At 45.4% G+C, this 12,927-nt stretch carries 11 protein-coding genes; all 11 read left to right on the forward strand.

The features are described 5' to 3' along the window. The first annotated feature begins 23 nt into the window (after nucleotides 1–23). The 11 genes from DXB92_RS09185 to DXB92_RS09235 all read left to right on the forward strand — a co-directional run bounded on the left by DXB92_RS09185 (nucleotide 24) and on the right by DXB92_RS09235 (nucleotide 12,927). A complete protein-coding gene (locus DXB92_RS09185; protein WP_117733643.1) occupies nucleotides 24–956 on the forward strand; it encodes a VirB6/TrbL-like conjugal transfer protein, CD1112 family in 933 nt (310 codons plus the stop codon). A 17-nt stretch (nucleotides 957–973) separates the two neighbouring features. After that, nucleotides 974–1,351 (forward strand): PrgI family protein, encoded by a 378-nt coding sequence (locus DXB92_RS09190; RefSeq protein ID WP_117733644.1) that lies wholly within the window; start codon nucleotides 974–976, stop codon nucleotides 1,349–1,351. A 2-nt stretch (nucleotides 1,352–1,353) separates the two neighbouring features. After that, nucleotides 1,354–3,780, forward strand: coding sequence for a VirB4-like conjugal transfer ATPase, CD1110 family (locus tag DXB92_RS09195; RefSeq protein WP_242986638.1), 2,427 nt, complete (start codon nucleotides 1,354–1,356; stop codon nucleotides 3,778–3,780). Nucleotides 3,781–3,796: 16 nt separating this feature from the next. Further along, nucleotides 3,797–6,619, forward strand: a complete 2,823-nt coding sequence (locus DXB92_RS09200; protein WP_117733646.1) for a hypothetical protein — start codon at nucleotides 3,797–3,799, stop codon at nucleotides 6,617–6,619. Nucleotides 6,620–6,635: 16 nt separating this feature from the next. Further along, entirely contained in the window at nucleotides 6,636–6,887 is a 252-nt protein-coding gene (locus DXB92_RS09205; protein WP_117733647.1) for a hypothetical protein, read from the forward strand. Further along, nucleotides 6,874–7,686 carry a CD1107 family mobile element protein gene (locus tag DXB92_RS09210; protein WP_117733648.1) on the forward strand — a complete coding sequence of 271 codons (813 nt, stop codon included), beginning with the start codon at nucleotides 6,874–6,876 and terminating at the stop codon, nucleotides 7,684–7,686. Before DXB92_RS09205 ends, DXB92_RS09210 begins: the two co-directional genes overlap by 14 nt. Continuing rightward, the gene (locus DXB92_RS09215; protein WP_117733649.1) at nucleotides 7,683–8,726 is read left to right on the forward strand and encodes a DNA cytosine methyltransferase; all 1,044 of its coding nucleotides are present in this window, start codon (nucleotides 7,683–7,685) and stop codon (nucleotides 8,724–8,726) included. The genes DXB92_RS09210 and DXB92_RS09215 overlap by 4 nt, the downstream gene beginning before the upstream one ends. Then, nucleotides 8,719–9,732: a phosphoadenosine phosphosulfate reductase family protein gene (locus DXB92_RS09220; protein WP_117733650.1), complete on the forward strand. Its 1,014-nt coding sequence runs from the start codon at nucleotides 8,719–8,721 to the stop codon at nucleotides 9,730–9,732. Before DXB92_RS09215 ends, DXB92_RS09220 begins: the two co-directional genes overlap by 8 nt. 80 nt (nucleotides 9,733–9,812) lie before the next feature. Then, nucleotides 9,813–10,757, forward strand: a complete 945-nt coding sequence (locus tag DXB92_RS14160; protein WP_242986639.1) for a fibronectin type III — start codon at nucleotides 9,813–9,815, stop codon at nucleotides 10,755–10,757. 14 nt (nucleotides 10,758–10,771) lie between these two features. Continuing rightward, nucleotides 10,772–10,918 carry a hypothetical protein gene (locus DXB92_RS13720; protein WP_181977008.1) on the forward strand — a complete coding sequence of 49 codons (147 nt, stop codon included), beginning with the start codon at nucleotides 10,772–10,774 and terminating at the stop codon, nucleotides 10,916–10,918. Continuing rightward, a complete protein-coding gene (locus tag DXB92_RS09235; protein ID WP_117733652.1) occupies nucleotides 10,915–12,927 on the forward strand; it encodes a DNA topoisomerase 3 in 2,013 nt (670 codons plus the stop codon). The genes DXB92_RS13720 and DXB92_RS09235 overlap by 4 nt, the downstream gene beginning before the upstream one ends.

Consider the following 12,927-nt stretch of genomic DNA (forward strand, 5'->3'; position numbering starts at 1 on the left):
CATAAGGAAAGGACGGTGAGAGAATGGGCGTCATAAGTGATGCGATCGACAGCTTGCAGGAATGGTGTGAGAATCTGTTCAAGGACGGCATCAAGTCGCAGTTTGACAGCATTTCCGATCTGCTGACCGAAACGTTCCATAAAACGACGGAGGACGGCGGTTTGATCTCCACTTTTCTGACCGGTCATCCTGCAAGCTTTTCCGGTTCTGCCAGCGGCGGAACAACGGTCTGGTCGACCATCGAAACACTCTGCAACAATGTGGTCGTTCCCATCGGCGGTTTTATTCTGGTCATCATATTGCTGAACGACCTGATACAGACCGTTATCCGAGGGAACAATTTCAAGGATTTTGATGATTCCATCTTTATCAAATGGATTATCAAAGCCTTATGCGGTGTCATTTTGGTATCGAACGTATTTTACATCGCATCTGCCCTGTTTTCGTTCGGAACAGACGCTTGTGCTAACGGCATTACAACGCTGTTCGGTACAGGAGATTTCCTGTCAACTGACTTGGTGCTCAAAAAATCGGCTCTGAACAGTCTGGGACTTGGTGAACTGATAACCGTCTGGTTTATCTCGCTGATTGTTCACTTGGGTGTAATGATTATGATGGTTGCCATTGTAATTGTGCTTGCTTCCCGTATCATTGAGGTCTTTATGTACTTAGGCGTTGCACCGATTCCCATGGCAGCCATGCTGGATAGCGGTGAATGGTCGGGAATCGGAAAGAACTGGATCAAACAGCTTCTGGCATTATCCTTTCAGGGATTCTTTATCATCATTGCACTTGGTATCTTCAAGACGCTGTTCTCCAATGCCATTGCATCGCTGAACAGCAGTACAGACGGCATTATTCTGCAAATGGCAATGCTTCTGGGATATACGGTTGCACTGATCTTTACGGTACTCCGTACAGGTGCTGTTTCAAAATCTATTTTCAATGCACATTGATCTTCAGGAGGTTATGAATGGCACATTATGTACAAATACCAAAAGACTTGAATGACATCAAACAGAAGTTCATGTTCGGGCTGACCAAAAGACAGGTGGTTTCGTTTGGAATCGGCGGTGTACTGGGGATTCCGCTTTTCTTTCTGACACGCAGTACCCTTGGCGTTTCAGGAGCAATCTTTGCCATGGGTGCGGTAGCCGCACCTGCCCTCATCTGCGGATTGTATAAGAAAAACGGGATCTTTTTCGAGCAGACCATCAAAAATATGTTCCGCTATTTCAAAAGACCGAGAAAGCGAACTTACAGAACAGTCAATCTATACGAATGTATCGAGCGACAGTTGGAATATACCAAGCTGAAAAAGCTTTTGGACAAGATAGAAAGGAGCAAGTAGGCTTGAAAAATAAGAAGAAAACAGATCTCCGATCAGAAGCGAAAGCTGCCGCAAAGAAACCAATAGAACAGATCGATAAAAATGATAAGGCAGTGATTCTCGCACGAATGCATGAGATCAAGAAATATAAGGACGATATTTCGTCCACACAGAATACGATCGGCTATACGCAGATGTTCAGGGACGGCGTATGCCAGATCGATGACCATAGATTTTCAAAGACCATTCAGTTCTTTGATACCAATTATCAGCTTGCTGAATTTGAGGAACAAAACGGCATTTTCTCAAAGTACTGCGATCTGATCAATTACTTTGACAATACTGTCACATTTCAGCTCACCTTTGAAAATCAAAACAGAAGTCAGGACGGACTGGTCAAGCAAATTCAGATTCCTGCACAAGAGGACGATTTCAACGAGATTCGTGCAGAATACTCCGAAATGCTAACTTCAAAACTGTTGTCGGGCAAAAATGGACAGTCATGCAGAAAGTTTTTGACTTTCACCATTGAGGCTAATTCTTATAAACAGGCAAAGCCAAAACTTCTGAATATCCAGACAGAAATCATCAAGATGTTCAAGGGCTTCAATGTGGAAGCAAAGGCACTCAGCGGAAAAGAAAGACTGGAAACACTCTATTATAGCCTGAACCCGTTTCAGAGTGAACCTTTTGTTTTTGACTGGCATGAGATGCTGAAAGCAGGCTGGAACACCAAGGACTTTATCGCTCCCTCCGGCATGAAATTCAATAAGGCAAACTTTGAGATCGGTGCTTCGTTCGGTGCGATCAACGGAATGCACATTCTGGCGGGTGAGCTGCCGGATACCATACTTTCCGATTTTCTCGAACTGCAGCACCTTTTCTGTGTCAATCTGCACGTTGCACCCCTTGACCAGATCACGGCACTGAAATTCGTCAAGACCAAGCTGACCGCTGTGGAATCCATGAAGATCGATGAACAGAAGAAAGCTTCCAAGGCAGGCTATGACCCGGATATTCTTCCCCCTGCCATCAAGATGTACATTACCGATCTGGAAAAGCTGCTGGACGATCTGAACAGTAAAAATGAACGCTTGTTTCATATCTCCATTACGATACGAAACTATGCAAGAAATAAGAAAGACTTAGGCTTGCAGCTGGAATTGTTAAAGCGTATCTGTCAGAAGAATAACTGTACCCTGATGCCTTGTGACTACTTGCAGGAGGATTACCTTTCCTCATCACTGCCGCTGGGTATCAATAAGATACAGGTTTCCCGTGAGATGCACACATCGGGAATTGCAATATTTGTTCCGTTCACCACACAGGAACTCTTTCAGGTCGGCGGTACATACTACGGTCTGAATACCGTTTCCGGCAATATGATCATGGCAAACAGAAGCAGACTGAAAAATCCAAATGGTCTGATCTTAGGTACACCGGGTTCCGGTAAGTCGTTCAGTGTAAAAAGAGAGATACTCGACAGTTTTCTGAAAACAACAGATGACATTATCATCTGCGATCCGGAGGGAGAATATTTCCCGCTGGTTCAGCATCTGCACGGACAGCTGATCCGAATTGCAAGCAGCTCAGAACAGTACATCAATCCCATGGACATTAACTTTGAAAACAACATGGATGAGAACCCGATCTCCACAAAGTCGGATTTTATCATTTCCCTTTGTGAGATCATTGTCGGCGGCAAGTACGGACTGACTGCGGAGGAACGTTCTGTCATTGACCGATGTGTTCGTGCCATCTACATGGATTTTTTCAGAAACCAACCGTCCAGAGAAAAGATGCCGATCCTCTCCGATCTGCATCAGGCACTTGTGAGAGAGGGAGAAATTGCACTTCGTGTGGCAAATTCTCTTGAGATGTATGTCGATGGCTCGCAGAATCTGTTCAATCACAGAACCAATATCGACCTCAACAACCGTATCATCTGCTTTGACATCAAGGAACTGGGCAATCAGCTGAAAAAGGTCGGAATGCTGATCGTTCAGGATAACGTGTGGAACAGAGTGACACTGAACCGTGCGGAACGCAAGGTCACACGCTATTACATCGATGAATTTCATCTTCTGTTAAAAGAAGAACAGACGGCGAAATATTCCGCTGAGATCTGGAAGCGATTTCGTAAATGGGGCGGTGTTCCGACCGGCATTACGCAAAATGTCAAGGACTTGCTGTCCAGTGCCGAAGTGGAAAACATCTTCGACAACTCGGACTTTGTATATATGCTGAATCAGGCTGCCGGCGACCGTGATATTCTTGCCGAAAAGCTGCACATCAGTCCACAGCAAATGGAGTTTGTCACCAACAGCGGACCCGGTGAAGGTCTGATCCGCTACGATAAGATCATTCTGCCGTTTACGGATAATTTCCCGACCGATACCGTGATGTACAGTCTGCTTACCACAAAACCGTTGGAACAGCAGCTGAAATAGTCAGGAGCGAAACGCTATGGCGAATCTAAAAAGGACACATCATCAGCTTGCAAAAGCGGAAAAGAAACTCAGAAAGTACAGCAGATCACAAAAACAGTTTCAGATTCAGTTTGTTCGCAAGCAGCGTAAAAACGGCAAATTCAAAACAACTGCCCGTATCCGACGTGGAGAAAAAAGCAGCCGATATACCGGACATGGTCTGATTCACAGGACAGTGAATCTCAAAACGAGGTTTACAGGCGATAAACCGTCCATCACAAAATCTCTTGATAGTTTAAAGCCAAAAACATTCCGTGGAAAAGTCCTGAAACGCTCGGCACAGTTGGTCAATCGAACTGCTCATACGGCATGGCATACCTCAGAAAGTACGGCTCTTGGGGCAGAAACCGTTACGCTCAAGACCACCAAAGCAGCAGAACGAAATGTACGATACAAACTAAAGCAAAAGTACCGTCAGGAAGCGGTAGATGACTACCACCGTGGCACGATTGCAACCCTTGTCATCGCAAAAGATGCGGTTCATGGAGCACGCAGTCATTTCAAGCAGAAAAAGCAGTTCAGACTGGAAAAGACACGTTACCGCCTGCAAAAGGCAGAGTACAAGCTTTTCAAGGGCGAACAGTATCGTCCAAAGCTTGCGAAAAACCGTAAGGAACTGAAAGCGGAAAAACGGAAATTCAGGGAACGCAAAAAGTCATTCAAGCATTTCAAGAAGATACAAGTATCGGATTCGTTTACTGTAGCTGTTGCCGCACATCGATTTCAAAGGCGAAAAAAACAATACAAAACCGATGCTAAAAGAATCAAAACGGTATCCCGGAAGCTGAAAAGAGAAAAGAAGTTTCAGAAAAAGACACTCCGAAAGCAATGGCGGATCGCTGATCTGTCCAGACCTGCACCGCTGGTCTTAAAGCCGGCTAATTACACAGGCAAACGACTTGCGGCAAGCGGCTGGCAGAAAGCAGTTCATGCCGATGAAAACAATGATTTTCTCTCTGCGGTGGAATCTGTGAAACGCCACGGTGTAGATCAAGCGATAGAAAAAATGAAGCCGTATCACCGGAAAGAACAAAATCAGAAAAAGAAAGCGAAACTGGAACAGAAGAAATCAGATCAGCATCGGAGATTGCAAAAGCGTGAGGACAAGCTGAAAAGCAAGGGCGAACAGGTGAAACGCAGAAAAAAGCCGAAAAAGCAACCCAAGAATTCCTTTGGGGACAGGCTTAAAAATGCACTCAGACAGGCTTTTCAATTTCTTAAGAACATCTACAACAAGGAAGCAAGAGCCGTTCTGCTTGCCTGCCTTGTCCCGATTCTCATTATCGCTCTGGTGCTGGCATTCATTCTCATGATCTTTTCCGGCATTTTAAGCGGTTCGGGTTTTGTCCTTGGCACATATGCGGCTCAGGACTACGACTTGTCGGAAGCGGAAAAGTATTATACAAAACTTGCCTATGACATGAATGAGAAGATTCTGAAAGTCAGCAGTGATACAGACTGGAAAAACGGTCTTGCCGCTTTCGGAGCAAACAAGCGTAACCTCAAAGACGATCCCGACAATTGGTATTGGGGACGTTCTTCCGTTTATAACTGGGATCCGGTCTATGATTTTGACGTGTACAAGCTGTGGTCGTTCCTGTGTGCCTATTACTATGACTTTGATACAGACAGCAACGGCGACATCAAGTATTGGAGCTATGGCGGTGACACAGAGAATCTACTGACAGAAATATTCAATGCAGAATATGCGTTTGTTTATTGGTACGATAACCGTTCCCGTTGGGAGGAACTTTCCGATTACAACTACTGGGGCGGCGGAAGTGCGGGAACCGGTACGTATTACAGAGCGGAAAAAGATGCCTTTGTCTACAGCGGCAGACCATACAAATATCGTTTCAAACCCATCGCCTATACATCTGAACTCAGTCAGTATTTTGACAGCGAGGGTTACGTCTGCATCAATGCGGACTACCGGGTGCTGAATCCGAACGATGACTATGCTTTGACAGGGTTCATGATTATGGATCACCGCTATTATTCCGGTACAAGTGCCCCGTTTTACTACATCGACAATGATACGCAGACATTTTTCTTCATGAAGGGAGATACCCGATACGATCGTTCTTTCTGGGGCTGGAATGGGAATGATGCTTGGTTTTTGGTTTCGCCCACCGATACGCACATCTGGAATGATACCATAAACGATGCCTGTATGTACGGCTATTATGAAAAGTATTACTGGAAAACGGAATGTAACCTCTACTACAACGTCAAACAAAAGAAAACCTTTGATCAGGTAATCGAAGATAAGCTGAAAAGTCAATCCCACAAGGAAGAACGGCTGGAATACTACAAGCTTCTTGCAGGTCAGGAAAACGGTTCAGAAACGCTTTATGGAAATCATCAGACACTTCGCAATATGCTTTCCGGTGATACCATTCGGAATTATTCGGTCAAACAGGCGTTTGGCTACGATATGTGGGAATGGAACAAAACCAATCACGGTCTGTATCAGGGAATCAAATATTACTGCAATACCGGTGCAAAGCTTTACGCTCCGTTTGACTGCAAAATCAAGGATGTTGATACTGCCAATCACAAGATCACACTGCGAAAAGATGATGTGCAGTATTGGTATGACGGTTCCGGCGGGACAAAGCGAGATACAGAAGTAACGATCGCCAATGCAGTGCTTCTGAACGGCTATGCAGAGGGTGACACGATCCGGGAGGGCGAAATGTTTGCACAGACAACCAATACGAATGTCAATTTTCATATTGAGATCGACACAGACGGTTACGGCTGGGACTACATTGACCCAAGACTGGTACTTTACTAAGGAGACAAACGTAAAAATGACAAGAAAAGAAACCGCTTTGGATGCTCTCAATAAGAAAATTCCGAAGCTTGAAGAAAAGATCAATCAGGACAAGCAGCTTCTTGAGGAACTGAAAGCCAAGCGAGAAATGCTTGAAGTGGAAGCACTCAAAAAGTTTTTGCATGACAACGGCATGACCACGGAGGAGATTATTGCAAAGCTGACTGCTTCTTCCGTGGTGCATGAACAAAAGATCGTGATGGAGGATAGAAAAAATGTGGAACACTAAAAAATCGGTTGCGGCAGTATTTTCTGCAATGGCTTTGACTTTGGCAAGCGTGGGAAATGCCATTCCTGTATTTGCAGAAGAAGCAGATACAACAACATCTGCTGTCGCAGCTACAGATAATTCGGTATCGAACATGGAACTCGGTGAAGAAGATATGCAGAAGCTGGTGGACGAGATCCAGCGTAACAAAACGGAAATGGAAAACAGCGGTGACGCAGCGGACAGCACCGTGCATGACTACTATGCCGACGACCACTACGATACAGACGGCAATGCAACGCTCATCAAACAGGAAAAGATCATCTACGACAGTGAGGAGATGCAGTTTATTGCTGTCACCACCAAAGACGGCGATGTGTTCTACATCCTCATCAACTATTCTGCGGAGGGCGATGAGGACAATGTGTTCTTCCTGAACAAGGTCGATGATTTCGACCTCTATTCTCTGCTCTATGCAGGCAATGAGGGAGAAGAAGAAAAAGACCCTGCGGAACAGGCAAAGAAGTATGCCGATGCAGCCAATGGCGGCGGTGTCACAGCTGCGGTTTCTAACCGTGCGGAAGAAACCACCGGCGAAGCAGAAAGTGCAGAAGAAAAAGCCACCACCAAACAGCCTTCGTCTATGAACAGCAATGCACTCATTCTTGTTGGAGTCGGTGTACTGGCTGTGATCGGCGGTGTTATTCTTGTGTTGAAAAAGGGCAAATTCGGCAAGAAGAAAAATACCGGTGTGGAAGATTTTGAGGAGGATTACGATGATGACTACGGCAGTGTGACCGATGAGGATGAGGAAATATGAGAGTACTGAGCCTTTTTGACGGAATCTCCTGCGGCATGGTGGCACTCAAACGCATAGGGATTTCTGTAGAAGCCTATGATGCTTTTGAAATTGACAAATATGCCATAACGGTTTCAAGCAGAAATCATCCTGAAATCGTTCATCACGGAAATGTGTTTGACGGTAATTTCAGAAAATTCAAGGGATATGATCTGCTTTTGGGCGGTTCACCTTGTACATACTGGTCAATTGCAAAACAAGGCAGAGAAACTTCCTGCAACGGCGAAGGGTTCAAACTTTTCAACGAATATGTCCGAGCGTTGCAGGAATCAGAGTGCCGGTATTTTCTCTATGAGAATAACCACTCCATTCACCGGAATATCAAAGATGAGATTTCTAAAACACTTGGTGTTGAGCCAATCGTCATCAATTCTTCTTTGGTGTCAGGACAGCACCGAAAGCGTTGTTACTGGACGAATATTCCCCATGTTACACAGCCTTTGGACAAAGGCATTTTGTTGCAGGACGTACTGGAAAGCGGTGTGTCCTGGCAGGAAAAAAGCTACTGTGTTACAGCCAGCTATCAGGGAGCGGCATTTCACAACACCATGGAACGAAAACAGCGTACCATGGTGGCTGTTCCCGTGGCAACGGTAAACGGCAAATCTCATACCATTCCTGCCACTTACTACAAGGCAGGAACAGATCTTTTCCCGGTATACCGTGCAGAAAACAGCCGTCAGAAAATTGCTGTGCCGATTCGCATTGGTCAGATCGGCAAAGGCGGTCAGGGACAGCGAATCTATTCAGTTCGTGGGAAATCCGTCACCATGACTGCCAACGGCGGCGGTATGGGTGCAAAGACAGGACTTTACAAAATTGATCTGCCGGACGGTGACTACATCATTAGAAAGCTGACACCTGTAGAAGCAGAAAGACTTCAGACGCTACCTGACAACTACACCGCAGGAATCAGCAATACACAGCGGTACAAGTGTATCGGCAACGGCTGGACAGTAGACGTGATTGCACATATCTTGGGAGGATTGAAAAATGTCTAAGGCGTTTGAAGCTTCTCTGGATACCAAGAATTTTGCCATTATTGACGGTTATGCAAAGGCGGTCAGCGTCCTTTCCCGTTCCCATACACCACTTTGCAGTATCAGCGGAGGCAGTGACAGCGATATTGTCCTTGACGTGATACAGAATGTCGATGAACAAAAGAAAGTACACTACTTCTGGATTGATACCGGACTGGAATACCGTGCCACCAAGGAACACCTCGACGATCTGGAAAAGAAGTATGGCATTACAATTGAACGGATCAAAGCCTGTAAACCGATACCGGCTTGCTGTAAGGAATATGGTCAGCCGTTTCTCTCCAAGTATGTCAGCGAACAGATCATGCGGTTACAGATGCACGGGTTTCAGTGGGAGGATAAGCCACTGCCGGAATTGCTGAAGAAATATCCGAACTGCAAGATTGCCCTGCAATGGTGGTGCAATGCCTATTACTCCCCGGAAAAAGGTATCGTCAAAATGAGCCGCTTTTCTATCGGCAGAAACAGTTGGCTGAAAGAGTTCATGATCGCAAATCCGCCGAATTTCAGGATCTCCAACAAATGTTGTGATTATGCAAAGAAAAAGCCTGCAAAGCTTCTCATTCAGAAATACGATGCAGACCTTGAAATTATCGGTGTACGAAAGGCAGAGGGCGGAATTCGTTCTGCCAGCTACAAGACGTGTTTTTCCGAAAGCAAATCCAAAGGCTGCAATTCTTATCGCCCTGTATTCTGGTACACGGACAGCGATAAGAAAGCCTATGAGGAGTTCTATGGAATACAGCATTCCCGGTGCTATACGGAATATGGACTGAAACGCACGGGCTGTGTCGGCTGTCCATACAATCCCAGAGTGACAGAAGAACTGGAGATCATCCGAAAACATGAACCAAAGCTGTACACTGCAGCACAGAATATATTCGGAGATTCTTATGCGTATACCCGCAAATACCGAGCGTTTCAGAAAATGATGAAAAAGAAAACGAAGGAGAATACAAATGCTTAAATTCCTATTAGGTCTTATTATCGGCGGAAGCATCGGCGTTTTCACAATGGCAGTGATTCAGATCAACAGAGGTGAACGAAATGCCCATTAGTACAATGCTAGCCGGCAAACTGATCTCTATCGGCACAAGCTTCTTTGTGGTCCTGGGAAGTGGTCACTACGATCTGGATCAGAATGTGCAGGAACAGGACATTGCCGTTCCTGCAACAACACAGACTACATCTGCAATGCCGGTGGATTCCGCTCTAAGATCAACTACCACAAGTACAAAATCGACAGAATCAACAACGTTAGCCTATGCAGAAAATGAACAGACAGACGCTGTTACACTGACGGCAGCGACAATTTCCGTATCCTGCATTAAGCTGGAATGGAACGGCGATGCGGATACGGAATACACAGTTACCGCAATCCAAAGTGTGAATGATGACTATGTGGACAACATCTATTTTGAATTCAAATCCAATACCCTTTGCTATGTGACAGGACTTCGTGAAAATTCAGAATATACATTTGAGCTTTCTGATGAAAATGGAGAAATTCTTGCATCTGCGATGCAGAGAACGGAAGCGGTAGAAGTGATCGAAGAATATGACTACATCGACGGCTGGACAGACTGTTTTGCCTATGAAAAGGCAAGCGGTCTGACAAGAGATCCGTCCTATTCGGCAATTCAGGGTGCTGTCCCTGATCCTGTTACCAACACAGGCATCATGCGTGATGAATACGGCGATTACTGCTGTGCCATGGGAACTTTCTTCGGCTACTGCGGTGACCGGTTTCTCATCACGCTGGAAAACGGTACACAGTTTACTGTAAAGATCTGTGACAGCAAGGGCGACCGGTGGTATCACCCGTTCGGCGGTGACGGCAAGTGTATCGTGGAGTTTATCCATGCCGACGGATATTTGCCGGACTGCGTTTCTTTCACAGGAAACTACGGCTCATACAACTGGTATGGTTTGAGTTTTGACAATATTCAGAGTATCAAAAAGATCAATTACGGTACTCCAATCAAATATTGAAAGGATGAATTTACATGAACAGAATTTGCAAAATAATCGGTGCAGTTGCAGCGGCAGGAGCCGCCGTAATTGCAGGAACAATTTTTTACCGCAAAGGTTATGGAAAGGGATACAACAAAGCACTTCGTGACAACGATGATATGGGAGATGATTTCGTATGAGTATTCTGGTAATCGGTGAAAAGCCTTCAGTCAGCCGAGAACTTGCAAAGGTTCTCGGTGCAAACACCAAGAAAAACGGCTGCTTAGAGGGCAATGGCTATGTTGTCAGCTGGTGTTTTGGTCATCTGGTCGGATTGCAGTTTCCAGATGAGTATTCTGAAAATTGGGCGGCAAAATGGAGTTTTGCACAGCTCCCCATGATTCCGGAAGAATGGAAATTTAAGATTTCTGAAAGTTCCAAGGATCAGTTCAAAGTGTTGAAGCAGCTTATGAATGACAGAAACATCACGGAAATTATCTGTGCCACCGATGCCGACCGTGAGGGCGAATGTATTTTCCGATATGTATACAATCTTGTAAAGTGTCAAAAGCCGGTGAAAAGACTTTGGATCTCCTCATTGGAAGAATCGGCAATCAGGGACGGTTTCCATAAGCTGAAACGCAGTTCTGCGTATGACAATCTCTATCAGGCAGGCTTCTGCCGTGCAAAGGCGGACTGGCTGGTCGGCATGAATGGTTCGAGGCTATTTTCAGTGCGATACAACGCCCACCTGAATACAGGCAGAGTGCAGACACCGACACTTGCCATGATCGTGAAACGTGATGCGGATATCGCAAACTTCGTCAAGCAAAAGTATTTCACGGTAGATCTGGATATGGGTTTCAAGGCAGTCGGTACAAGGATTGACGATGAAAATACAGCTGATAGACAGGTTTCTTCCTGCAACGGCAAAACCGCAACGGTAACAGATGTGAAAAAAGAGGTCAAAAGTGTATCTGCTCCGAAACTTTTTGATCTGACTTCCTTACAGCGTGAAGCAAACAAAAAGTTCGGTTACACGGCACAGCAGACACTCGACTATATGCAGTCCCTCTATGAGAAGAAACTGGTCACCTATCCCCGTACCGATTCTCAGTACTTATCCGATGATATGGAACAGACCGCCTATGCTCTCATTCCGGCAATCAGCGAACGTTTTGGGCTTGGAAGTGTTGCAGAACCGAATCTCAAAGCGGTCATCAACAATCGTAAGGTCACAGGACATCATGCGATCATTCCAACCGAAAGCGGTGTGAAGTGTGATATATCGGCACTGGCTGTGGGAGAACAGAATATTCTGAAACTGGTTGCTTTAAGGCTTTTGTGTGCTTCGGCATCTGCATATCGATATGATGCTGTAAAAGTGACACTCGAATGTGAAAACACAGCATTTACTGTAACCGGCAGAACAGTTCTGGAATCCGGCTGGAAAGCATTGGACGGTAAGATCGGAGAATCGGAAAAGAGCGATGAAAAGCGTCTGCCCGATCTGGAAAACGGTATGAACTTTATAGCAAAGGCATCAAAATTAGAACACTTTACATCTCCGCCGAAATCATTTACCGAAGATACGCTTCTCTCTGCCATGGAACGCGCAGGTGCAGAAGATTTTGACGAAAATGCGGAGAAAAAAGGACTTGGCACACCTGCAACAAGAGCCAATACCATTGAAAATCTTGTCAAGCACGGATATATTCAGCGTGACGGCAAAAAAATCATTTCTACTGACAAGGGCAGAAATCTGATCCGTGTCATGCCCGATGAGGTCAAATCCGCACAACTGACTGCCGACTGGGAAAATAAGCTGCTTGAAGTGGAACACGGCAGTCTTTCTGCGGACAGCTTCATGAATGAAATCAATCGATTTGTGACGGAGCTTGTAAGTAAATACGGTTCTGTTGATGATTCCGTGTCTTTTGGTGAAAATCAGCCGAGTATCGGGAATTGTCCAAAGTGCAGCAAGCCGGTTATCAAGGGCAAGTATGGCTGGTACTGTTCCGCACGATGCGGAATGAATCTTACCAAAGTGTATGGCGTGGAACTTTCTGAGGGACAGTTGAAGTTCCTGCTTTCCGGTAAAGAAACGTCATATATCAAAAATGGCAGAAAAACCATTGTTGTGCCAAAGGTTGCAGAAAATGTGTTCAACGACAAGACGTATTACAACTGGGCGACCAGAAAGGAGTAG

Source organism: Ruminococcus sp. OM06-36AC (assembly GCF_003438725.1).
Lineage (GTDB): Bacteria > Bacillota > Clostridia > Oscillospirales > Ruminococcaceae > Ruminococcus_C > Ruminococcus_C callidus.